Origin of the sequence: Leptospira kanakyensis (assembly GCF_004769235.1) — a bacterium.
In the GTDB taxonomy this organism is placed as follows: Bacteria; Spirochaetota; Leptospiria; order Leptospirales; family Leptospiraceae; genus Leptospira_A; species Leptospira_A kanakyensis.
On the sequence record NZ_RQFG01000019.1, the window covers coordinates 299779 to 323198 of the forward strand.

Consider the following 23420-nt stretch of genomic DNA (forward strand, 5'->3'; position numbering starts at 1 on the left):
ATTTCCTTCATTTATAAAATAAGGCTGTCAGCACATAACCAGAAAAAATGACCATAAGAAAGGAAGTGACTACGGCTTGTCTTGTGGTCTGACCCACACCGATGGCACCACCTTCGGTTCGGAGTCCCTGGCTACAAGAAATGGTAGAGATGGCAATTCCAAAGACATATCCTTTTAAGAGCCCCACATATAAATCCTTTAGACCTGGAACAGAAGAAATACGATAATAGACATCTTGGAAGTAACTGATCATATCAATTCCCAATTGAAAATGCCCTACAATCCCGCCACCTAAGATTCCTAAGGCGGCAGAATACACACAAAGTACAGGAACCATAAGAGAAAATCCCACAATCCTTGGCATCACAAGATACCGGATTGGATTTATCGACATCACTTCTAATGCATCAATTTCTTCGGAAACTTTCATGGTTCCAATTTCAGCGGCCATCGCAGAACCTACAGAAGCTGCCAAGATCAGAGATGTCATAAAGGGAGACATTTCACGAGTGAGGGTGATGGTGAGTAAAAGTCCAATTTGACCCTCAGCTCCAAAGTCCCTGAGCCCAAGGCCTGTGTTCAGTCCAAGGATCATTCCTGTAAAAATTGAAACGATAGAAACTACAAATAGAGACCCAACACCAGCAATGAACATTTGTTCCAGAATTTCTCTGCGTTTGAAATAGAGATGGTGAGACTGGCCGATGGAACGGAAAAGAAGTAATACAGTGTAACCTATGGCATAGAGTAAAGGTTCCAAGGTTTTGGAATAAATGCGTTTCATATTTCCCACCAAAGGAGTTTGAATTTGTTTTTTGTATCTCGAGTATCAATGCCAAGAAGCCCATAAGCAAAGTCATAACGAAAACCAGTGGGTGATTTTGAATATTCCGCTAAAATGGGAATATGGATATGTGTTTCATCCTCTGTCCACCGGTGTGAGTATAACCTTGTGATTAAGTGCAAACGTTTCTCTCCATTGGATGACCTTTTGTATTCAATGATAGAAAAAATTGGTTCCCAAACATCTTCCATCACTTCAAAACGAACGGGAATGATGGCAAGGGTATTCCAACCAAAATTCCCATCGGGATCTTTGTGGTAACGAAATAAGGGCCAAAGTTTCCAGTAATAATCTTCTCTACCAGTTTGGACATATTCACTTTTCATATGGGAATAAAAAGGTAATAAAAAATGAGAGGTGGCTTTTAAGTGTGAGGTATTTTGCGACAAACGGATGTAAAATGGAGTGACAAACTCAGCTTCTTTATTCGCGAAATAGGAATGTCCGTAAAAAGGAAAAAATACCAGTTTCTCCGTATCTTTTTTTTCAGAGGTAGTGTATTGGAAAAAGATAAATAGAGCAGTGTAGTTGGTTTGCCCTGTTTTTTTATCATACCCGTAAGAGAATAAAGAATTTAAAATCGGAAACCAAAAATAGGCCCTACTTTTCATGTTCCCATTTTTTGAATCCTTACTATTATAAAAGGGGAAAAAAATGGAATAGGAGGTTGGCTCTTTTTTATCTAATCTTTCTTCTCCCCATTGGAAAAAAGGCCAAAGTAAGGATTGGCGTTTGTACTTTCCTTCATGTTCTTTTTTGGAATAGAGTGGGAAGATTCGAAAATCACTCCTTGTTTCAGAGCCTCCCCACATCACCAAGGGCCAAACGATGGATTTGGCTTCATAGGTTTTGTACTTCCATTCGGAATATATAGGAAATAGAACATAACCTAATTCTTGGTAAGAAAGTTTGTTTCTGATTTTTCCATAGATAGGAAAAACACTGAAATAGTTTTCTCTTTGTGATTCTCCCTTACCCCAAATCAAAAGAGGAGTGAAAAGAATGTCTTCGTCTTCGTCACCTTCTTCATGTTTGAATCCTGTCCCACTAAAGAAAAACAAGGAGGACCAAGTATACCAGTAATTGGTTTCTTCTTTATAATAAAAAGGTGAGAGATAACTTTTAAAACGAAAGGCATAGGTTTTATCCTGGAAACCAATGTAAAAGGGGCGAAAGGCTAAATAACTTTGGCGTCCTCTTTTTTCCGATTCATATAAAAACCAAAATTGATGGTAATCAGATTTGATATCTTCTGTAAAAGAATTGGGTAGTTTGGCTAAAACTCCGGAACTGAGAAAGAAGAGACAAAAAACAATTCCGAATTGAATTTTAAAGCGGGAATCCACGTAATTTCAATATCTTCAAGTTTCAAGAAAAGGAATCAAGTGATTTCATGATCCAAACCAAAATAGCACTGCTTTTCGGGGGTATCTCCGGGGAACATATCATCTCCATTCGTTCTTCTCATTTCATTTTCAATACAATAGACCGGGACAAATACCAAGTTTGTCCGGTTTATATTGACCAAACAGGAAAATTTTGGATCGCCGATAGAAAAGATCCTGTATACCCCGATCCCACCGGAAAAACGGAAACTGATTTTTTAACTGAATTTTCTACTACAAACCAAATCACAAAGTTCACATCTGGTGCGGGATTATTAGAACATGGATTTTCGGCCGCCTTTCTAGGATTACACGGTGGGCCTGGTGAAGACGGAAGGATCCAAGGATTTTTAGATACATTAGGAATTCCTCATACAGGATCTGGTGTTTTGGCCTCTGCTCTTGCTATGGACAAATATAGAGCCAATCTTTTGTTCCAAACCATGGGAATTCCCGTGGCTCCCTTTGTGGATTTGGAGAAAGGAAAATCGGATGCTAGGAAAATTGTTTTAAACTTACCATTCGAATTTCCAGTCTTCATCAAACCAACGCTTGGTGGCTCCAGTGTCAATACAGGAATGGCAAAAACGCCCGAAGAAGCAATGGTTCTTGTGGATAAAATTTTCGTTTCAGAAGATAGAGTCCTCATCCAAAAACTGATTTCGGGAACGGAAGTCTCCATTGGAGTTCTTGAAAAAAAAGAAGGGGAAAAACGAATTCCATTTGCTCTCGTTCCCACTGAGATTCGTCCCAAATCAGAGTTTTTTGATTTTGAAGCCAAATATACCAAAGGTGGAAGTGAAGAAATTACCCCAGCACCAGTGGGTGAATCGATTACTAAAAAACTCCAAGAGTATACATTGTTATGCCATGATGTACTTGGTTGCAAAGGTTACTCGCGAACCGATTTTATCATCAGCGATGGAGTGCCTTATGTTTTGGAAACCAATACACTTCCAGGAATGACCGGAACAAGCCTCATTCCCCAACAAGCAAAAGCTCTGGGGATTGAAATGAAGGAAGTTTTTACTTGGCTTCTATCGATTGCACTTTCTTAGGAAAAAAGTACATTCCCACGAGTATAGCGATAAGGCTTGCTATGGTTCCATAAAAATGGCTAGTCATATCATCACCGTAAACTTCTAAAATAAGCCAGGTGGTAATTCCCACAAATAAAGAGAAAAGGGCAGATCTTTCATCTGCCTTTTGGCTGAGTAAACCAAAAACCATGGGGATGAAAAGCGTAACAAGGGAGATCCCACCAGAATCTTCTACGAGAGCATAAATAGAAGGTTTCCCCACTGCTAGTAAAAAGGATATCCCTGCAATGATGAGAACGGATGTTCTTGACAATAGCAGTAATTTTTTATCGTTCATGTCTTTGAATGCGTATTTTAAAATGTTCTCAGACAATATAGAGGAAGGTGCAAGGATGGCACCCGATGCCGTGGATAGAATGGCAGAGATGAGCGCTGAAAAAAATAAAACTTGGATCCAAGGACTTGAAAACTTGGAAATCATTGTGGGAATGAGAAGTTGTCCTGTTTCCGAATTTAAGTCAAAATCTGGAATTAAACTTTTTGCATGGAGACCTAAAAACAAAGGGATGAGGGCAAAGAGTAAATACAAAACAGAAGAAAGGTAAGAGGCCCTGATTGCTACTTTTTCTGATTTGGCAGACATCACTCTTTGGAATATATCTTGTTGGGGTAATGATCCAAAACCAACAACCATCCAAGCTGATAAGTATAAGGTCCAAGCATGGTAATTGGATTCGGGAAAAAAATTAAAAAATCCGTCTGGTTTTTCCTGGATGCTTGACCAAATGGACTTAACACCATTTAACTCATAGATAACAAAAACAAGGCCAATGATGATGGAGATGGATTGGAAAAAATCGGTCATGGAAACAGACCACATCCCACCGAGGTAAGTATAAAAAACAACAAGACAAGCTCCAATCACAATCGCTGTGAATTGATTGATGCCAAATAGAATCTGTACCATAATTCCGAGTGCCACAAACTGGGCAGCAACCCAACCAAAATAGGAAAAGATCAAACAGATCCCTGCGATAAACTCCATCTTTTTCCCATAGCGGTTTCGATAGAAGTCACCGAAGGTAAGGATTTGCATTCGGTAGAGATACTTTGCAAAAACTAGTCCGAGTAAAAATAAACAAAGAGCACCACCAAACGGGTCTTGGATGACGGCTAAAAATCCTCCTTTGGCAAATTCCACGGAGGAACCAAGAATGGTTTCACTTCCAAACCAAGTGGCAAATAATGCAGCCGTGGAGATAGGGAGAGGTAAACTTCTACCTGCTAAGATAAAGTCTTTTGAGTTTTTGACTCTTTTTGCCGCATACACTCCAATGGCAATTGTGATGAGAAGGTAACCAACGATGAAAGCCGCTTGGAAATTCATTCTCTAAAATAAATCTTCTTCCACTGGTTTAGAAGGAGTTTCATCTTTCTTTTTTTTGACAGTTGTTTTTACAATTTCACCGCTCGGAGCTTTGGATAAAAATTCAATTTTTGCTTCCGCATCCACAAGTCTTTCGGAACAAATTTTTTTGAGTTCCATGCCTCTTTCATAGGCTTTGATGGAATCTTCTAAAGAAAGAGTTCCTCTTTCTAATTTTTCAGCAATGTCTTCTAGTTCTCGAAGTGCTTCTTCAAAACTTGTTGATTTTTTCTCTACCATGCGAATACCTATATTTTTTCTTTTACTTCAACCAGAAGTTTTCCATCAGAAAGGAAAACCTCTAAACTTTCATTTTTTTTGATTTTATGAATGGATGATATCACCTGTTTGTCCTTGTTTCGAACCACTGAATAACCACGTTGTAAAGTTCCCAGTGGAGAAAAATGGACTAATCTCTGTTCTGCGAGCGTAAATTTGTTTTGAATTCTTTCCAGGTAAGATTTCCAATTATGACTCAGTGTATCAAATTTTTGAAATTCGCTTTGTTTGCGAACCAAATAGTTTTTTCCAAGAAGGGAAATCTTCGTCACGAGTTCTTCTAAGGCCCCAGTCCTTGTTTCCAAAAGTGTTTTCGGATTTTGGAATACCGGTCGTCCCGTAATCCCGACCCATTTTTCTTTACCCAAACGAACCACAGCCTTTAGTGCCGATTTAATCCTGTCTTCCATTTCATCCAAACGAATGAGTGTGTCGGAAACATTAGGAACGGCGAGTTTTGCTGCAGCCGTCGGTGTGGGAGTTGTGGCATCGGCAGCAAGGTCAGTGAGCACTCGATCGATTTCGTGGCCTACTGCAGAGATGATAGGGATTTTGGAATTGTAATAAGCCATCACCACTGCCTCTTGGTTGAAGGCCATAAGATCTTCAAATGAACCACCACCACGTCCTGCAATGATCACATCCACTTCCCATTTGGGATCATTGATTTCTTTTATGGCTTCGATGATTGAAACTTCTGCTCCGTCTCCTTGCACAAGGCAAGGTGAAACTAAAATTTGTATGGAAGGATTGAGGTCAGTGGCAATTCGAATGATGTCTTCGACGGCCGCTCCTTTTGGTGAGGTAACAATGCCTAGGCGTTTCGGAAATTTTGGAAGAGGGCGTTTGTGGTTCACATCAAAAATTCCCTTTTCGTGAAGGGCTTTTTTTAGTTTTTCAATTTTTAAAAGGATATCTCCTTCTCCGATTTCTTCTACCTTCTGTACCGTAATGCTATAATAACCACCTGGTTCATAAACAGAGACAGAACCATAAACCAAAATCTCCATTCCATTCCGAAGGGGTGTGCCGCGATAGTTTTTGGCTTGAAAAGAAAAAAAAGCACATTTAATCACACTTGTCTGGTCTTTCAAAGAGAAATACATATGCCCTGAACTATTGGTTTGGGAATGGTTGGAGATCTCTCCCCGAATCCAAATGTTTTTAAATTCAGGAGAGTCCTGGAGTTTGGATTTGATGAGGCGATTTACCTCACTAACACTGAGAGATGAATCTACTGTTTCCATTTAGATATTTTGAAAACGAGTTTCTCTAAAAATTTTCCAAAAGTCCCAAAGGATGATGACAAGAGTTAAGGCCATAGGACCAATGATGATCCCTGCAACACCAAACTCCTGTAATCCGCCAATTAGAGAGAGAAAAATAAGAAAGGGATGTGTTTTTAGTTTTTTATCTAAAATTTTGGGTTTCACAAAGTTTTCTAAAATAAGATAACTTGCGCCGCCTGCGATCATAAAAAGAACACTGCCTGTCCAGTTTTCTTGTACGAGACCAATGTAGAGTCCAATCGGCAACCAAACCACGGAGGTTCCCACAACAGGAATGAGAGAAAAAATTGTGGCGATACTCGAAAGTAAGAACTTATTCGAAACAGAGGTAAAAAGTAACAGAACATAGATGAGGGCACCTTGTAATAAGGAGATAAAAAGATTTCCCATCATTACCGTTCGAATGGCTTCCTCAATTCGCCTTCCTAGTCTTTCCTCAATTTCTGTGGGAAAAGGTAGTAAAACAAAAAGTGCATGTTCCATTCGGCTTCCTTCTTTGTATAAAAAGAAAAGCAAAATGAAGGTAAAAAATGCATTAAAAATAATGGCACCTGGAACTTCAAAAGAACCGAGTAAAAAACCAGAAGAGTTTTTGAGTAAACTATAAATGGAATCTAAATTGAGAACATCCATATGTTGGCCCACATATTCGCGGTACATCAAAGGAAGTTTGATCCAAAAAAATTCATTTTCAGTAAAGAAGTCTGTGAGCATCGGACTGTTTAATAATAAGGAAACAATCGACTCCTCTGTGAGTTGGTTCCTAATATAACTGACTAAGTTTAAAGATTCTCTGATTAAAGTAGATAGAATTAAATAAGAGGGAATAAAAACTCCCGCGAGCATCAGGATCACCATGATATATGGTGAGAGTCCATGGAATTTGACACCCAAAACATTCTTTAGTTTTTTATGAATTTTCCTTGTTGTGAGATAAAAGAGCAACGCAAGAAAACTTGCCCAAAGGAATGGTTTGAAAACAAAAAATAAAGTAAGACAAGTGCCTATAAAAATCGCCCCAAGAAGTAGGTAGACGATTGTTTCGTTTTTATTTTTAATCCAACTCATAATTAATAACTAGAATGTTTTCTAAAATAAAAGCGAATGTAATTGGAATTGCCTCCTGTTTCTGAGACAATGATCGATAAAGATTTTTTGATAAAACCTTCGAGTAGATAAGAAACCTCTCCATTTTTTTCCGTTTTTTCTATGAGTTTCCAATCCCCTTGTGCGGCTCTTGTTTCGATTCTCTTTTGAATCGCTTGAAAACTTTCTTCTGATTCTAAAAGGAGAGAGGCTTCCTTGGTATGGATATGACTTGTTTTGAATTCGCTAGACTGAAGAAGGTTTACTTTATCAGGAAAAAATGACTGAGGGAATGCTGGCGGTGCACTGGTTGGGTATTTAGTAACCACAATATTGTCAAAGCGATAGATTTCGGTTTGGTGGATTGGTTGGCATCCCCAGAGAATCAGAAGAAAAATAGGCAAAAATCGAAGCATTACGGAAAGCAAACGGTGGAGTATCGATTCCTTCCATTCATTTTTTTAAATCTTTGTTGCCAACTGGTTTGTAGGCATTTCCTTTTCTCCTGTGCTCGATTTCCTACAGTTTGATGCTTTTTTGGCTCGGATCTTAGAGTTGCCACCGCTTGTTCTTTGGATTTTCTTTTGTTTCTCTAATTTTTTGGAGAATGTTTTTCCACCTTGGCCTGGAGATACGGTGACTGTATTTTCTGGTTTTTTATCCTCTAGTCCAGGTTCACCCCTATCTTTCATTTCTATTGTGTTCGCTACCTACTTGGGAAACTTACTCGGAGCTCTTGCGATGTATTTTTTTGGGGAAAGGTTCCTTCAGTTTCTAAAACGATCACGGTTCCCTTTTTTATCTTCCGTTTACCAAGAAGAAAACTTACACAAAACTCTAGATTGGTTTCGCAGGCATGAATTTGTAGTGGTATTGTTGTCCCGGTTTTCGGCAGGGATTCGGTTCTTTGTCTCCATCGTTGCCGGGATGTCCAAAATGAACGTTATTAAATTTATCATTTTGTATACGGTTGCTATTTCTCTTTGGTGTGGCCTCCTGCTTTTTGGTGGTTCCTTACTTGGCTCCAATTGGAACCAAATCATTGTTATGTTATCATATTATAACCAAACGATTGGAATCGTTCTCATTTGTTTATTTTTGTACTTTCTATACCAAATTTGGAAGAAAAGAAATACAAAGTTGACATGATTTCCTTATATGTTAGGGTTTTCTCGCATGAACTCTTGGGGAAATATAGCGTTTGATTTTTATACATTCGGTTCGCTCGTTGGTGTCATTTTTACTTTTTACAATGCACAATTTTTTTTAACGGTAAAAGAAAAGTCAGAAGCAACATACCGGCTAGGGATGGGAACTCTTTGGCTGGGTTTATTTCATTTTGGCTATATGATCAATTTTTCCTTTATGGGGCCGGCGGCGGCATACTTGCGTTGGCTTGTCATCATCGGGGCCATGGCAGGTGCTTCTTATCTAACGAGTTTTTTCTTAAGTTACCCTGAAGTTTACTTCCCTCGTTTGAAAAAATATCTATTTGGGATCATGAACTTTATAGTTGTGACTGTAACGGGATATTTTGTTTACATTAGCCTAACGGCTGGCAGATTATTTTTCTTTAGTGGTCACTATTGGGATTTTCCACTTCCTGTTTTTTATAAGGCGTATGCACTTATTGTATTAGTTTTTTTTGTCAGTTTTTCCCTGGTTGCCATCATACAGATTTTCAAAATGCCAAAGGAATCTCGGTTTGCCACTGCAAGCATTCTTATTGCTTTCATTTTAGTAACCATCCTTCCTGGAATCATGAATGCCCAATCCAGGGATGGTGCGATTGGACGTGGCCTGTACCAAACCATCACAGATCTTGTTTTGGTTGTTGGGTTATTTGTTGCCAATGTGGTTTATATCAATAACACAAAAGATAAAACCACAATCATTTCACGGATCATAGGAATCTCTCTTGCCTCATTTTTACTCGTATTGCAGCTTGTTGCTTATTCCGTAATCCAACAATCAGAATCTAACTATGATATGGTGCATACGGCCCGTGCAAAAAACTTCATTGCAGGACTGGAAACTGACCAAGTTCCAAGTTTTCATTATACTTACGACATAGGCCAAAAAGAATTTGTTCAAAAGAAGGGAATGGAAGAGACGGCAGTTGATCCTGCTTCCTATGAATCGGAATATTGGAATTCTTGGGCTTTGGAAACCATTCTTTCTTATAAAGGCAAATCTGATTGGAAAGAAAAAACGGAAAACCTAATACCAAAACTCCCAGAGACAAGCAGAGGTTACGCTTCTGAGATCAAAAGACTTTTGGCCTTAGAAAAGGTTTCAACTCCAGAATTATTAATCGAAGAATTAGAATCAGAAAAACGTAAAATTCTTTATACAAGAAACAAACTCCGAGAGATTCCTGAAAAGAATTTTTCTGACGGAGCATTGTCCCTTGTTTCCAAAACAGAAGGCCCACTTTCTGGTTTTTATGGCGCGGCACGATCTGTACTAGAAACCTCAATTTCCGAAGCTAAAAAAGCAGAAGTCCTCGACCAAATGTTTTCTCCTATGCCAAACCATGGCGATAGAAATTACAGAGGTCGCGTTAAATTTGCAGAAAACAATCCTGAATATTCGTTTTACGTCAGTTATTTGGTAGTTGATAAAACAAAAGGACTCATCCATGAAGTGGGTTATCCCTATTTAGATTATCGCGAGTTTCAAGAGGAAGTCACTTTACCTTGGATCATCGGTGTGTTGTCCCTAGCAGTTCTTGTGATTTTTGGATACCGTTTGTTTTTCCTAATCGCTCTTCTCAGACCTATTGAACAAATCATTGAAGGGTTAACAGAGGTAAACTCTGGAAACTTAGAACATAGACTGACAGTTCATGTGGAAGATGATATTGGATTTATGGCACGTTCCTTCAACCGAATGGTGCGTTCGATCCAAGCGGCTCGTAAAAAATTAGAACAATATGCAGATCAATTGGAAGTAAAGGTACAAGAACGCACTAAAGAATTAGAAAACTCCTTAAAAGAAGTGCAATCCCTCAAACACCAACAAGATGGGGATTATTTTTTAACGTCACTTCTTTTGCAGCCATTTAACGCTAATAATGCGAATCATGACAATGTCCAAGTGGACTTTTTATTAGAACAAAAGAAAAAATTTACATTCCGCCAATATGAAAAAGAAATTGGTGGAGATTTGAATATCGCCAACCAAATTTTTCTAAACAACCGTTCTTACACTGTGTTTTTAAATGCGGATGCTATGGGTAAGTCCATGCAGGGCGCTGGTGGAGCACTGGTTCTTGGATCTGTTTTTGAGTCCATCATCACAAGAACACAGCTCTTAAGTGAAGCGAGGAACACCTATCCGGAACGTTGGATCAAAAATACCTTTTTAGAACTACATAAAATTTTTGAAGGTTTTGATGGTTCCATGTTAGTTTCGTTAGTGCTTGGGCTTATTGATAATGAAACTGGTTTGTTGTATTTTATCAATGCCGAACATCCTTGGATGGTTTTGTACCGAGATGGAATTGCGAGTTTTATCGAAAACGAACTGATGTTTCGAAAATTAGGAACTTCAGGAGTCCAAGGAAATTTATACATCAAAACCTTTCAATTGGAAGCGGGTGACGTTTTACTTGCCGGATCGGATGGGCGGGATGATTTACTCATTTCCCACACGGAAGATGGGAAACGTGTGATTAACGAAGATGAAAGATTATTCCTTCGAGTGGTAGAATCAGGAAGAGGAGAACTAGACGGAATTTATGAAGAACTTCGAAAGTATGGAAGTTTGACAGATGATTTATCAATTTTACGAGTTTCCTTTATTGAAGAAAAAGAACGTTATAAAATCGAAAAAGAAAGGCTAAAAGAAATCCAATCGCTTTTACACAAAGCAAAAGAAGCGAGCGAATCTGCGGATCTCCAAGAAGCAGTTTCGTATTTGGAACAGGCGAATTCTTTGGAAGAGAACATTCCGGAGATCAAAAAGAAATTCATCCAACTCTATTTGAAACTCAAAGACTATGGGAATGCCAAAAAAATGGCCAAAGACTATAGTTTGTTAAAACCGATGGATACGGAGATTATGTACATCACTGCTTTTTGTGCGAGAAAAGTGGCTGATATCAAAACAGCCATTGATTTTGGGGAAAGGGTGCGCCTTCGTGATCCAAACCATGTCAAAAACTTGATCAATTTGGGCCAGACCTACCTGGCAGATAAAAACTTGTCCCGGGCAGAGAACATTCTCAGTTCGGCCTTGGAGCTCGACCCAGAAAATCCTAGTTTACAAAGGCTTCTTGACCACATCCGCAAAAAACAAAACAAACAAGATGTCGTAAATTAGAGTCTAAGGTCTACATTGAATGAAACGTTTGCGATAAAAATTTCCGATACTTTTCGGGACTTTACAAAGGAAGAATGGAATCTGTTAGTCCCCCCAGATTCCGTTTTTCAGGAATATGAATTCCTATCCGGTTTGGAAAATACAGGTTGTATTGGGAATTCAGATTGGATTCCAGTTTTAACTTCCGCTAGGCGAGATGGGGTTTTGGTGGGAGTCCTTCCCGCTTACCTTCGGAGTGATTCCTATGGTGAGTATATTTTTGATTTCCAATGGGCCAATGCCTTCCACCGCGCAGGGATTCCGTATTATCCAAAACTAACGGTAGCTGTGCCGTTCACACCTGTGACAGGGGCTCGGGTTTTACTCCATCCTGATTTAAAACCAGAAGAAAAAGATTCCCTGGTTTCCTTACTTTTACAAACCCTTTTAGAATTTGGAAAAGAAAAAGAAACTTCTTCCGTTCATATTTTATTTTGCAAAGAGGATGAACAAAGTTTGGGGATTCAGAATTCATTTGCTCCTAGACTTTCTCACCAATACCACTGGTTTAACAAAGGTTTTGCGAATTTTGATGAATTTTTGTCCATCCTTGTCAAAGACCGGAGAAAAACCATCCGCCAGGAAAGAAGGAAAATTTCCGAGTCGGGCCTTACCATCCAAACCCTTACCGGTGACGAGATCACCGAAGACCACGCCCATATCTTTTATCAGTTTTATCAAGACACCCATTCTAAAAAATGGGGGCAACCTTATTTGAATCGGAAATTCTTTTTGGAAATGCATCAGAACTTTCGCCATCGTTTGGTTCTGGTTTTGGCAAGTGACCCTTCAGGGAAACCTGTAGGTGGGAGTTGGAATACTTTCCGAGATGGGTTTTTATTTGGAAGATACTGGGGAGCCTTGGAACATGTCCCCAACTTACATTTTGAATGTTGTTATTACCGATTGATTGATTTTGCAATTGAGCGTAAAATGGAACGAGTGGAAGCAGGTGCCCAAGGGGAACATAAATTCCTAAGGGGTTATGAAGCCGTTCCCATGTATAGTTTACATCATATTTACAATGAACAGGGCAGAGCGGCCATTGAGTCCTATTTGGAACGAGAGATTGTGATGGAAAGGGAAAATATTTCCGCTTATAATTCTCAGTCTCCTATCAAATCGCTCCGGGAGGGATAATGTCAGATCCAAAAAGAAAATCATATACAGATATGAATGTGGAACTTCTCGAAAGAGAAAAACAGAAAAAGAAACTTAAAAAACCGGATCGGTATAAGGTGATTCTGATCAATGATGATTACACTCCTCAGGAATTTGTAGTCTATGTACTAGCTAATGTTTTTAGGAAATCAATGGAAGAATCTCGTCAAATTATGTGGAAGGCGCATACTTCTGGATCAGCCGTTTGTGGGGTATATTCTTTGGACATTGCGAGAACAAAAGTAGCAGAAGTGCATAAACTTGCGGACGATGCAGGTCATCCATTACAATGTCAATTGGCAAAAGAGGAGGACGAATGAACCTTTCCCTAGACTTAGAAAATACCTTAGAACTTGCCGGTAAAGAAGCAAGTAAATACCATCATGAATTTATCACCTTGGAACATTTGTTATATGGTCTTACTTATAACGAAAAAACAAAAGAAGTCCTTATCAATGTCGGATGTGATTTGGATTTACTCAGAAAGGAACTGACTGAATATTTTGAGGAAGATCTTTCTACCATTGCCGTTCCCGATTTAAAAATCCAACCACGTTATACCGTGGGTGTCCAGTTTGTGATTCAGTTTGCCGCCTTTCATGTCCAAAATTCTGGTAAGGAAGAAGTGGATGGAAACAATGTGCTTGTGGCCCTCTTCAGAGAAGAAGATAGCCAAGCTTATTATCTACTCGCCAAACAAGAAGTAAACCGTCTAGACGTAATCAAATACATGTCTCACGGAATCAAAAAAGAAACGGAATCCGAAGAACCGAATTTTACGGAAGAAGCAGATCCAGAAGAAGGGGAAGGAAACTCTCGTAAATCCGCACTTGAAAAATTTTGTGTCAACCTTACCGAAAGAGCAAGGTTAGGGAAATTAGATCCTTGTATTGGCCGGGAAGTTGAAATTGAAAGAACCATTCATATCCTATCTCGTCGTCGTAAAAATAATCCTATTTTTGTGGGAGAGGCAGGGGTCGGAAAAACTTCCATTGTGGAAGGAATTGCCGAAAGAGTTGTTAAGGGACTCGTTCCAAAAAGTTTACTAGGTTTAGAAATTTATTCTTTGGATATGGGTCTTGTGATGGCGGGAACCAAATTCCGTGGTGAATTTGAGGAACGTTTGAAGGCCATCTTACAAGAAGTAGTTGGGAAACCTGAACGAATCATCTTTGTCGACGAAATCCATACCATTGTGGGAGCTGGCGCTGTTTCTGGTGGGAGTTTGGATGCTTCCAATTTAATGAAACCAGCCCTTGCCAATGGAGAATTAAAATGTATTGGAACAACCACTTACAAAGAGTATAAATCGATTTTTGAAAAAGATCATGCTTTATCTCGTAGGTTCCAAAAGATTGAAGTTGCAGAACCTTCCAGAGAAGATGCGATCGAAATCTTGAAAGGACTCAAACCCAAATACGAATCCTTCCACGGTGTGACTTACAGTGCCAAAGCCATCGAAGCTTGTGTGGATTTATCTAGTTTACATCTCAGAGACCGTTTTTTACCGGACAAAGCCATAGATTTGATGGACGAATCCGGCGCCTTTGTAAAGTTACGCGACGAGAAAAAAGAAAAGGCCAAAAAACAAGTAGGGATTTTGGAAATCGAATCTCTTGTTGCTAAAATTGCCAAAATCCCCGAAAAAACGGTAAAGGCAGATGATAAAAAGAAATTAGAAAATTTAGATTCTGAAATCAAATCCATTGTTTTTGGACAAGATCATGCCATCGAACAAGTAGTAGATGCCATCCATTATTCCCGCTCAGGCCTCAGTGATGAAGGAAAACCAATTGGTAGTTTTCTTTTTGTAGGGCCTACGGGTGTGGGTAAAACGGAAGTGGCAAAAACCTTAGCGGAAAAGATGGGAGTGGAATTTCTTAGGTTTGATATGAGTGAATACATGGAAAAACATTCCGTATCAAGACTCATTGGAAGTCCGCCGGGTTATGTGGGTTATGACCAAGGGGGGCAACTCACAGATGCCATTGCCAAAAACCCACATTCTGTTTTGTTATTCGATGAAATCGAAAAAGCACACGAAGATATATACAATATCCTTTTGCAAGTGATGGATCATGCCACACTTACCGATAGCACAGGGAAAAAAGCTGATTTTCGTAATGTGATTTTGATTCTAACGACGAATACGGGAGCTCAGGAAAGTTCGAAACCACTTCTAGGTTTTGATACTGACAGGTATGATGACCGGTCAATGAAGGCAATTGAGAGGACATTCACTCCCGAATTTCGCAACCGACTGACTGCTGTTGTGGAATTTGGTGCCCTATCGATTCAGGTTGTGGAGTTAGTTGTCAAACGAATGTTCCGCACTTTGCAGGCCAAAGCCAATGAAAAAGGAATCCATTTGGAATTGTCTGAAAAAGCAGTTAGGCATTTGGCAGAGACTGGTTATGACAAAGCCATGGGAGCAAGGCCCATCCAAAGAATACTCAATTCAGAAATAGGAAAACCTCTTTCTAAAAAGATCTTATTCCAAAAAGACAAAGGCACCAAGTATCTTGTGGATGTAGTAGAGAAGGAAGGAAAATCTGTTTTGGAAATTCTGGAAGTCTCTCTTCATTGAGCTAATGGGACTAGGGTCCATTATCAGTCCCTAGTCGCTTGTTTGAAACTATATCCTTCCTAAAATCTCATCTTCCTTTTTGAAGGTGAGAAATCCAAAAACAAAGGCTCCTAAAACCGAACCTAAAAATAAATAGAAGGAAAGTCCAAGGCCCACTTCCTCTGGTTTGACGAAGTCATAAAAATAACGTTTGGGATCTAAATAACCCCAAATCACAAAAACAATGGCTATCATTTCGGTAGAAAAAAACCAAATCCTTGTCCAAGATGATTTCCAAAATCCTAAAAAGAAAAAATTGAGAAGGCTTAGTAAAATAAAAACAGAGTTTAACTTAGGCCCGAGAGAGATGGATTCTTCCGTTTCAAAAAAACGAATTTGGTAGGAAAACCAAGGAAGAACGGAAAACAGAAGCTGCAAAAATAAAAAAATAAAAAATATTTTATCAAATAAAAGTTTTGTATTCCAATAACGATACAAAGCCAGGAAGATTCTCTTTGTTAGGTGCCACCAAGCGAGAATTAGCTCAGGGATAAATAAAAAAGATTCTTTAACAAATTGAATCAAGTCGAAACATTTAGAAAGAAGGGAATTCGTCATTCTACTTCTGCTACCATTTCCAATTCCACACTGGCATCAAGAGGCAGAGAACTCACGCCAATGGCAAAACGTGCATGTTTTCCTTTATCTCCAAAAATAGCCGCCAGTAGTTCTGATGCTCCATTGGCAACTAAGTGTTGTTCGGTGAATTCCGGTGTTCCTGCAACAAAAACCCCAAGTTTGACGATCGATTTGATTTTTTCAAGTGATTCAATATGGAGTAAGGTTGCCGCAAGTGCATTCAAAACACATTGTTTAGCCTCTTCTTTGGCTTCCTCAAGACTTAAGTCTTTCCCAACCTTTCCCGTTTTTCTTAGTTTCCCAGCGACAAGTGGAAGTTGTCCGGAGGTAAAAATCAAGTTTCCCGACCTTTTGGATGGGATATAGGCTGCGAGAGCGGCAGGAACAGGGGGAATTTCTAAACCCAGTTGTTTCAAAGTATCTTGGATAGGCATCGGATTCCAGGCTAGTGTGGGCCACCGTATGGGACAAAATTTTTTTTCTGAAATCCTATAAAATAGAAAACATTCTTGACGATTAGCAGTCAAAGATATAGATTGCTAATCAAAATAGCAGTCGTACCTAATGAGTGCTAAAGAGGAGAATGAGCATGTTGTTCCGAATTCTAGACCCACAAACCAAAGCAAATCAGTTCTGGAGAGATTTTGACAGGCTGAACGATGAGTTGACTCGTTCCATCTTGGACAGTCAATTTGGATCTTCGTCCAATTTCCCTCCTGTGAATGTTTACACCAAGGAAGACGAAGCCCTTGTGACTTGTTTACTTCCTGGACTCGAACCAGACCAAATTGAGATCAATGTGAAGGACAATTTACTGTCGATTCACGGAAAGAAAAAAGCAGAAGACCTCGCAGAAGGCACCGAAGTCCTTCGCCGTGAGATTTTTAATGGGGAATTCCGTAGAACCTTGGAACTTCCATTCCGAGTGGATAGGGAACATGTCCTCGCTAAATTCACAAATGGAATTTTAAACATCCATCTTCCTCGTAGAGAAGAAGATAAACCTAAAAAAGTATCCATCAGCATTGGGTAAGGAGATTAGTTATGAATACACTCACAAAAGAAAACAAACAAGAAGTTACTGAATCTGTAGAAGGGAAAGATCAAAAATCGACACCTACTGTCCGTGTATATTCACCTAACGTGGATGTTATGGAAACAGAAGAGGCTTTTTATTTCCGCGTGGAAATGCCTGGGGTCGATCAATCTTCTGTAGACATATCCATTGAAAAGGACCAACTCATTCTGGAAGGTAAGTTTGTAATGCCTGAGGAGTCTCGTGGACAAGTCCGCCTTGCCGAATACAAGGAAGGAAATTATTTCCGAAAATTTACGATTGGCAAAGCAATCCATTCGGACAAAGCCGTAGCCAAAATGAAAAACGGAATTTTGGAATTAACGATTCCTAAAATGGAACCTAAAAAAACTAAAATCGAAATTCAGAAATAAAGTCTCTTTGGTGTTTGGTAAATCTAAAGTGAATTTAATTTCGAACCCGGGTACCTGCTAAAGGGTGCGCCGGGTTTTTTTTAGAGGAGGTCTCGAATGGTCGCAAGTAGTTTTCCATTTTCTTCTGGGGTTCCAATGGTGATACGAATATAGTCTTTGGAAATTCCGGTAGAAAAATAACGGATGAGGATGTTTTTTTCTTTCAATTGCAAATACAAACTCTCTGGTGAAACACCTGATTTTGGTTTACAAAACAAAAAATTGGTAGAGGAGTCGGGGATGGTAAATCCAATAGATTCCAATTCTATTTTTAGTTTTTTCCTTTCTGAAATCACGAGAGAACGTTTTTCCAAAAAGTATTCTTTGTCTGCATAGGAGGTTTCGGCAACCACCTGTTCCAAAATTCCTACATTATAAGAATCCTTTAGTTTGCGAATCCAAGATATGACATCGAGAGAACCTACTAGATAACCTACACGGAGTCCGGCGAGAGCATAGGATTTTGAAAAAGTACGAGAGACTACTAGGTTCGGATGGTTTACTATTTCAGACATCAAACTAGAGTTTGGTTCTGTGAAATCTATATAGGCTTCGTCGGATAAAACAATACCTTGAAAATTTTTGACCAAGTTAAGAAGTTTTTCTTTTGGTTCTTCTACACCTGTCGGAGCATTGGGATGAGCAAAACAAAGTAACTTCCCTTGTTCTTTTCCTAAAGACTCAAAATCAAAATGTAAGTCGGACTTTAAAGGAACTGCTTTGTAAGTGGCTCCCACCATCATCTGTTCTGTTAAAACCGGATAGTAGGAGTAAGTCGGATCAGGTGCGACCACCACATCTCCTGGGCCCACTAGAGCCTGGAATAACAAACGTAAGGCTTCGTCAGACCCGTTAGTCACCAAAATTTGATCTGGATCTAAATCGTAATCTTTTGCGATGAGTTCTTGTAATTTTCTACCGTGGTAGTTGGGATACTTTCGCAAAACCCCTGTTTCTAAAACTTTTTCTACAGCTTCCTTAATTTTAGGCGAAGGTGGATAAGGGTTTTCGTTGGTGTTGAGTTTGATGGTGGAGGTAGAAAGCCCCGGTTGTTCTCCCGGAGTGTAAGGTTTGAAGGCAGGTAGTTCCTTCCGCACCAGGGTTTCCATTGAGAATTGATTTTTTTCTTTGCTCATGATCACAACCGGTTTAGGGCATTGATATAGGCTTTGGCACAGGCTTCAATGATGTCTGTGGAATCTCCCTTACCAACCACTCGGCGTTCTCCGTCTTCTAAGGTCACAGAAGCTTCTGCCATCGCATCAGTGCCCTCGGTTACAGGAGAAATCACAAGCCGGGAAAGCAGTGGAGAAAGTCCAGTGACTTGGCCAATGGCCTTAAAGATACTATCAACCGGACCATCCCCATGTGCTTCCCCTTGTTTCACCTCTCCCTTGATTTGGAGAGAGATTTTGGAACTTGGAGTTTGGTTGGATCCTGTATTTTGTTCAAAAGAAAGAAGACGATATTTTTCATCCACTTGGGATCTACTGATCTCTGCTTGGAAAAGTGCTGCGATGTCTTCATCGAAGACTTCCTTTTTTTTATCAGCAATCTCTAGAAATCTATTGTATGCATTATCAATTTCTTCTGGTTTGGGATCAAAACCCATACGAATGACTCGGTCTTTAAAACCAGCGCGACCGGAGTGGCGTCCAAGAACCATACGATTGGATTTGAGTCCCACTGATTCCGGAGTCATAATTTCATAGGTTTGTCTGTTTTTAATCACACCATCTTGGTGGATTCCTGATTCATGTGCAAACGCATTGGCTCCCACAATGGCTTTGTTAGGTTGGACTACCATTCCTGTGATGGTTTTTACCAGATGAGAACCGCGAGTGATGAGTGTGGAATCAATTTTTGTTTCCACACCGAAAGCATCCTTTCTTGTTTTGAGAGCCATGACCACTTCTTCCATGGCTGTGTTCCCGGCTCTCTCGCCAATGCCGTTGATAGTACATTCAATCTGACGACCACCGGCAAGGACAGTTGCTAGAGAGTTCGCAACGGCAAGTCCTAGATCGTTATGGCAGTGCGCAGAAAAAATGACCTTGTCGGCTCCTTTCACTTCTTTTTTTAAGAAACGAAAGAGATCCATATATTCTTGCGGAGTGGTATAACCTACTGTGTCTGGAATATTGATGGTAGTGGCACCTTCTTCGATGACTGCTTCCACTAACTCGCGTAGGAAGGCCCATTCGGAGCGTGTGGCATCTTCTGGTGAAAATTCTACATCGGTAACAAAGTCCCTTGCCATTTTTACGGCCACTCTCGCCATCTCCAAGACTTCTGAGGGAGACTTCCCCAATTTATGTTTCATGTGGATGGGAGAAGAAGCAATAAAGGTATGAATGCGTTTTTGTTTGGCAGGTTTTAGGGCATCGCGAGCTGCTTCTAAATCTGGACGAAGGGCACGGGCCAACCCGCAAATGATGGGGCCCTCGATTTCACGTGCGATTCGTTCGACTGCTTTGAATTGAACGGGAGAAGAAACTGGAAATCCTGCTTCAATGATATCCACCTTCATTCGGGCAAGGTGTTGGGCAATTTCCACCTTTTCATCTTCGCTCATAGCGGCCCCTGGGCACTGTTCCCCATCCCTGAGTGTGGTATCAAATATGCGTACGTAATCTTCCATCTACTTCCAGATCATACGTTCGCTTCACTCTGTCAAGTGCGTATGGTATGCACCGGTGATCCAACGGTAAGGTTTCCCGTCTTTGTCTATGGGGATGGGAGTGCGGGAGCCTTCCGTCCAAAACCGGATGGGTTTTTCTAAGTCATAAGATACTTCCCTGTGGAGGATTCCTGAAAAATAGACCTTGGTTTTCTCACGAGGAAATGGCAATAACCAAAGTATCCCCACAAGTAGAAGAAGGAGGGTTGTGAGAACCTTGGGATTTACGATCTTCGTGCGTGGGACTAGAGCCCATGTGACTCCGAGAAGACCAAAAAATAGAATAGGAAATAAATACCGAATGGGGTAAGGATGGAGGTAAGTGAACCTTCCCACAAGGAGGAGAAGGCCTAGGAGAACTGGGAAAAAAACAATGAGCAAATGGCGATTCAGTTTAGGAAACTTGGTAAAACCAAGGAGGACGAAACCAAGTAAAATAAGAAGGGATTTTCCTTGGTAAAAAATATGTTTCGAAAAATCCCAGAGATAAGTCCCCGAAAGATGTAAGATTTCTATGGCTTCCCGTCCTTCCAGATAGGCAAACAAAATCTGAAAACTGCTGGGAATGGATACGATGGTTCTTAGCCCGAATGATATAAGTTCACAAAGCAGAAGAAAAAAGAAAGTCAGGATCCAAAACTTCTGATTCCGAAAATACGAAATTCTTTCGGTGAAGGGTAAGTCTCCATCCCAAATTCGAACCACAAAAAAAGATATCACCCCGACGAGAAAAGAAAATCGATCTGAAATATAAAGTAATACAAAACTAAAGAAAAAAAAGAAAACCATGGGTAGTGGTAAAAAGGAATTTGGATAACGATTTTTTTTATCTTTATCAATTAACAAGGAGTAAAGATAAAGAGTGAGAAGGAGTGAAAAAAAGAATCCAGTACTATGGTGAGCTCCCGTTAAAAAATAAACCAAGGGGAGTGGTTTGTCTTCTGTTATATATCCAAGGAGTGAGAAAAAAATAAAAAGGATCTCTAAGAGATAAAGAAATTGAAATGTCCTTGTTTGGTCTGTATACTTTGATAGAAAAATATAAATTCCAAAGAAAACCAAAATCATTTGTATGGTTCCATAAACACTGGGAAGATACAAAAAAGGAACCACTGGATAAAGAATTAGGTAGATCAAAAGATCAGGAAAAAAATAGGGAGATGGGGGCAGATACCAATGTCCGATCCCAAGTCCTGTGACTATATCCTTTAGAAACAAGGGAAGATACAATTGGTCGGCCGAATGAAGTGGTTCGAAATAAATAGTTTCGCATAACGTAAAATTGGCGACACTAGAGATGAAAAAAAATATAAAATAGGAAAGAATCGATGGAGGACGGGGAAACATTGGATTTACAGTTTTACTCTATCAACTTAGACGGAGGGGAAAATACTAGCCTTCCCGCTCGGTTTTACCAATCGTTTTTGGGGGGTAGACTCCTAAAAGAAAGTTTTGGCCACTCGGAATTACAATTGGATTCAGGAGAAACCATTGTCTTCTCTAAAAACACCGAACATTGTCCGGTGCGCCCAGGAACCATCACCATTCGTGGTAATCACTCAACTGCAACGCACCCGAAAGTTTCCTCTTTGAAACTAGTCCAATCAATCCCTCAAAAAAATTATTCTTTATATGAGGACCCTTGGGGGAATTGGGTTTGGATTTATTTTTTGGATTCTAAATAAGAAGCCAATTGGTCGGGAAAATCGGTGATGAGACCGGCCACTCCTGCATTCAATAACTCTTTCCATTCTTCTTCTGTATTGGTCGTATAAGGAATCACAAGGAGGGATTTTTCTTTTAGGCCTTCCACAAAATCTTTGGAACAAGCAGAAAGGTGTGGGAGGATCAAATCCGGTTCATAGTCCATATAATTCTTGTTTAGCGAATCTCCCTTTTCGATGAGAAGACCTCGTAAAACTTCTGGTTCTTCCTGTCTGATGAGATCCACAAGGTCCCAGTCAAAACTACTCACCCAAATTCGATTGGTTAGTTTGTATTTCCGAATCAGTTTCACAAGAGCGAGGGCAAGAGCTTTCCTTTCCTCTGGATTTCCTTCGCTTTTCATTTCAATATCGAAGACTGTGGTTTCGGGAAGGGTTTGGATGATTTGTGAGAGAGTGGGAATTTGTTCTCCTTCAAAGGCTTCATCAAAAAAACTCCCCGCATCCAGTTCTGCTAAATCGCGGTATTTATATTCAGAGACTTTCCCTTCACCGTCAGTCGTACGATCCACCGTAAAGTCGTGGATGACAACAAGTTCGCCCGAAGCACAAAGCATCGTATCCAATTCAAAAAAACTTGTGGATTCCGCTCCCACAAGAAAGGACACAAGCGTGTTCTCGGGAGCAAGGCCACGTGCACCACGGTGTCCAATATTTGCAGGTCCGTTTCCTAAAATGGATTTTAGTCTATCGATTCTTGGTTGGAACATAGTTTTTCCTTATCCCGGTTGGATGGTCGATTCCAACCCTTCTTCTTCCATCGCCGATCGGAACATTTGGTTTTTCAATGTTTCTCCTAAGTAACGATCAATATAGATATGGATGGCATAAAGGAGTGGTGTGATGAGGATGGCCACTCCCAATTTATAAAGAAAGTTGGTGTTGGCAATAGAGATGAGTTTGGAAACAGGATGGTATTTACCAAGTGCAATGAAGATCACCACATAGGAATCAATGAGTTGTGAAATGATGGTGGAACCTGTAGCACGAAGCCAAATATGTTTTCCGCCCGTTTTTTTCCTGAGGAAATGAAAGGTATGTAGGTCGATCATCTGGCCAATTACATAGGCGATGATGGAACCAAGGATCACAAGACCTGAATTGGCAAACACGCGTTCGAAGGAGGCATCATCAATGGGTGACTCAGGGCTTGCTGGAATTTGGATATCGATCACAATGAGGAGATAAGCAAAACCAAGCATTACCATTCCTAGAAAGGTTGTGGCCCGAACGACTTTGCGACCATAATATTCATTCAATAGATCAGTGATGATAAAGGTAACAGGAAAAGGGATAACCCCCATTGTCATGGTAAACCCGAAGGCAAAAAATAATTTACTACCAGTGAGTTCGGCAAGAAGGAGAAAGGTGAGAAAAAAACTAAGAAGAACCGTATAGAGAATCACCGGTTTTTGTTTGAGAAGGTGCATAATATCTTTTTCCTTTCT

Annotated in this window: 23 protein-coding genes; 9 read left to right on the top strand and 14 right to left on the bottom strand. The window is 40.0% G+C overall.

All coding sequences use genetic code 11. The annotated features are described in order from the left end of the window. Positions 1–7: 7 nt before the first annotated feature. Together EHQ16_RS15790 and EHQ16_RS15795 are read right to left on the bottom strand one after the other, a co-directional pair. Positions 8–784 carry an MlaE family ABC transporter permease gene (locus EHQ16_RS15790; protein WP_135583341.1) on the bottom strand — a complete coding sequence of 259 codons (777 nt, stop codon included), beginning with the start codon at positions 782–784 and terminating at the stop codon, positions 8–10. Beyond that, the gene (locus EHQ16_RS15795) at positions 781–2190 is read right to left on the bottom strand and encodes a hypothetical protein (RefSeq protein ID WP_135632178.1); all 1410 of its coding nucleotides are present in this window, start codon (positions 2188–2190) and stop codon (positions 781–783) included. The genes EHQ16_RS15790 and EHQ16_RS15795 overlap by 4 nt, the downstream gene beginning before the upstream one ends. 47 nt (positions 2191–2237) lie before the next feature. On the opposite strand from EHQ16_RS15795, the gene EHQ16_RS15800 reads away from it, so the two are divergent. Continuing rightward, entirely contained in the window at positions 2238–3287 is a 1050-nt protein-coding gene (locus EHQ16_RS15800; protein ID WP_135632179.1) for a D-alanine--D-alanine ligase, read from the top strand. Here EHQ16_RS15800 and EHQ16_RS15805 read toward each other — a convergent pair. The 5 genes from EHQ16_RS15805 to EHQ16_RS15825 are packed head-to-tail and all read right to left on the bottom strand — an operon-like array spanning position 3256 to position 7765. Beyond that, positions 3256–4656, bottom strand: a complete 1401-nt coding sequence (locus tag EHQ16_RS15805) for a high affinity choline transporter 1 (protein WP_135632180.1) — start codon at positions 4654–4656, stop codon at positions 3256–3258. The genes EHQ16_RS15800 and EHQ16_RS15805 overlap by 32 nt on opposite strands. Positions 4657–4659: 3 nt before the next feature. Continuing rightward, positions 4660–4935, bottom strand: coding sequence for an exodeoxyribonuclease VII small subunit (locus EHQ16_RS15810; RefSeq protein ID WP_135583345.1), 276 nt, complete (start codon positions 4933–4935; stop codon positions 4660–4662). Positions 4936–4943: 8 nt separating this feature from the next. Then, a complete protein-coding gene (xseA, locus tag EHQ16_RS15815; RefSeq protein WP_135632181.1) occupies positions 4944–6221 on the bottom strand; it encodes an exodeoxyribonuclease VII large subunit in 1278 nt (425 codons plus the stop codon). Further along, complete coding sequence (locus EHQ16_RS15820; protein ID WP_135632182.1) at positions 6222–7331, bottom strand: AI-2E family transporter; 1110 nt, start codon at positions 7329–7331, stop codon at positions 6222–6224. It abuts the gene before it with no gap. Between the two features lie 2 nt (positions 7332–7333). Beyond that, complete coding sequence (locus tag EHQ16_RS15825; RefSeq protein ID WP_167482681.1) at positions 7334–7765, bottom strand: hypothetical protein; 432 nt, start codon at positions 7763–7765, stop codon at positions 7334–7336. Positions 7766–7856: 91 nt separating this feature from the next. On the opposite strand from EHQ16_RS15825, the gene EHQ16_RS15835 reads away from it, so the two are divergent. Genes EHQ16_RS15835 through clpA form a run of 5 tightly spaced genes read left to right on the top strand, consistent with a single transcriptional unit; the run spans position 7857 to position 15462 of the window. Beyond that, complete coding sequence (locus EHQ16_RS15835; RefSeq protein WP_135632183.1) at positions 7857–8498, top strand: DedA family protein; 642 nt, start codon at positions 7857–7859, stop codon at positions 8496–8498. Between the two features lie 27 nt (positions 8499–8525). Further along, on the top strand, positions 8526–11675 hold the full coding sequence (locus EHQ16_RS15840; RefSeq protein WP_135632184.1) for a SpoIIE family protein phosphatase: 3150 nt from the start codon (positions 8526–8528) through the stop codon (positions 11673–11675). Between the two features lie 15 nt (positions 11676–11690). After that, entirely contained in the window at positions 11691–12854 is a 1164-nt protein-coding gene (locus tag EHQ16_RS15845) for a GNAT family N-acetyltransferase (protein ID WP_135632185.1), read from the top strand. Continuing rightward, positions 12854–13195 carry an ATP-dependent Clp protease adapter ClpS gene (clpS, locus tag EHQ16_RS15850; protein WP_004788539.1) on the top strand — a complete coding sequence of 114 codons (342 nt, stop codon included), beginning with the start codon at positions 12854–12856 and terminating at the stop codon, positions 13193–13195. Before EHQ16_RS15845 ends, clpS begins: the two co-directional genes overlap by 1 nt. After that, positions 13192–15462 (top strand): ATP-dependent Clp protease ATP-binding subunit ClpA, encoded by a 2271-nt coding sequence (gene clpA, locus EHQ16_RS15855; protein WP_135632186.1) that lies wholly within the window; start codon positions 13192–13194, stop codon positions 15460–15462. Before clpS ends, clpA begins: the two co-directional genes overlap by 4 nt. 48 nt (positions 15463–15510) lie before the next feature. Here clpA and EHQ16_RS15860 read toward each other — a convergent pair whose 3' ends face one another. Beyond that, a complete protein-coding gene (locus EHQ16_RS15860; protein ID WP_135632187.1) occupies positions 15511–16059 on the bottom strand; it encodes a hypothetical protein in 549 nt (182 codons plus the stop codon). Then, entirely contained in the window at positions 16056–16514 is a 459-nt protein-coding gene (locus EHQ16_RS15865; RefSeq protein WP_135632188.1) for a RidA family protein, read from the bottom strand. The genes EHQ16_RS15860 and EHQ16_RS15865 overlap by 4 nt, the downstream gene beginning before the upstream one ends. A 155-nt stretch (positions 16515–16669) precedes the next feature. On the opposite strand from EHQ16_RS15865, the gene EHQ16_RS15870 reads away from it, so the two are divergent. Both EHQ16_RS15870 and EHQ16_RS15875 read left to right on the top strand, forming a co-directional pair. Beyond that, positions 16670–17113 carry an Hsp20/alpha crystallin family protein gene (locus EHQ16_RS15870; protein WP_135632919.1) on the top strand — a complete coding sequence of 148 codons (444 nt, stop codon included), beginning with the start codon at positions 16670–16672 and terminating at the stop codon, positions 17111–17113. 11 nt (positions 17114–17124) lie between these two features. Continuing rightward, on the top strand, positions 17125–17529 hold the full coding sequence (locus tag EHQ16_RS15875) for an Hsp20/alpha crystallin family protein (RefSeq protein WP_135632189.1): 405 nt from the start codon (positions 17125–17127) through the stop codon (positions 17527–17529). Between the two features lie 80 nt (positions 17530–17609). Here the strand turns inward: EHQ16_RS15875 and hisC are convergent, their stop codons facing one another. Genes hisC through EHQ16_RS15890 form a run of 3 tightly spaced genes read right to left on the bottom strand, consistent with a single transcriptional unit; the run spans position 17610 to position 21595 of the window. Next, the gene (gene hisC, locus EHQ16_RS15880; RefSeq protein ID WP_135632190.1) at positions 17610–18704 is read right to left on the bottom strand and encodes a histidinol-phosphate transaminase; all 1095 of its coding nucleotides are present in this window, start codon (positions 18702–18704) and stop codon (positions 17610–17612) included. Positions 18705–18706: 2 nt separating this feature from the next. Then, positions 18707–20209, bottom strand: coding sequence for a 2-isopropylmalate synthase (locus EHQ16_RS15885; RefSeq protein ID WP_135632191.1), 1503 nt, complete (start codon positions 20207–20209; stop codon positions 18707–18709). Positions 20210–20233: 24 nt separating this feature from the next. Then, positions 20234–21595, bottom strand: a complete 1362-nt coding sequence (locus EHQ16_RS15890; RefSeq protein ID WP_135632192.1) for a hypothetical protein — start codon at positions 21593–21595, stop codon at positions 20234–20236. On the opposite strand from EHQ16_RS15890, the gene EHQ16_RS15895 reads away from it, so the two are divergent. After that, complete coding sequence (locus EHQ16_RS15895) at positions 21577–21933, top strand: VOC family protein (protein WP_135632193.1); 357 nt, start codon at positions 21577–21579, stop codon at positions 21931–21933. The two genes, EHQ16_RS15890 and EHQ16_RS15895, sit on opposite strands and share 19 nt — an antisense overlap. Here EHQ16_RS15895 and EHQ16_RS15900 read toward each other — a convergent pair. Together EHQ16_RS15900 and EHQ16_RS15905 are read right to left on the bottom strand one after the other, a co-directional pair. Beyond that, positions 21912–22682 (bottom strand): glycerophosphodiester phosphodiesterase, encoded by a 771-nt coding sequence (locus EHQ16_RS15900; protein WP_135632194.1) that lies wholly within the window; start codon positions 22680–22682, stop codon positions 21912–21914. The two genes, EHQ16_RS15895 and EHQ16_RS15900, sit on opposite strands and share 22 nt — an antisense overlap. A 9-nt stretch (positions 22683–22691) precedes the next feature. Then, a complete protein-coding gene (locus EHQ16_RS15905) occupies positions 22692–23402 on the bottom strand; it encodes a queuosine precursor transporter (protein ID WP_135632195.1) in 711 nt (236 codons plus the stop codon). Positions 23403–23420 lie beyond the last annotated feature (18 nt).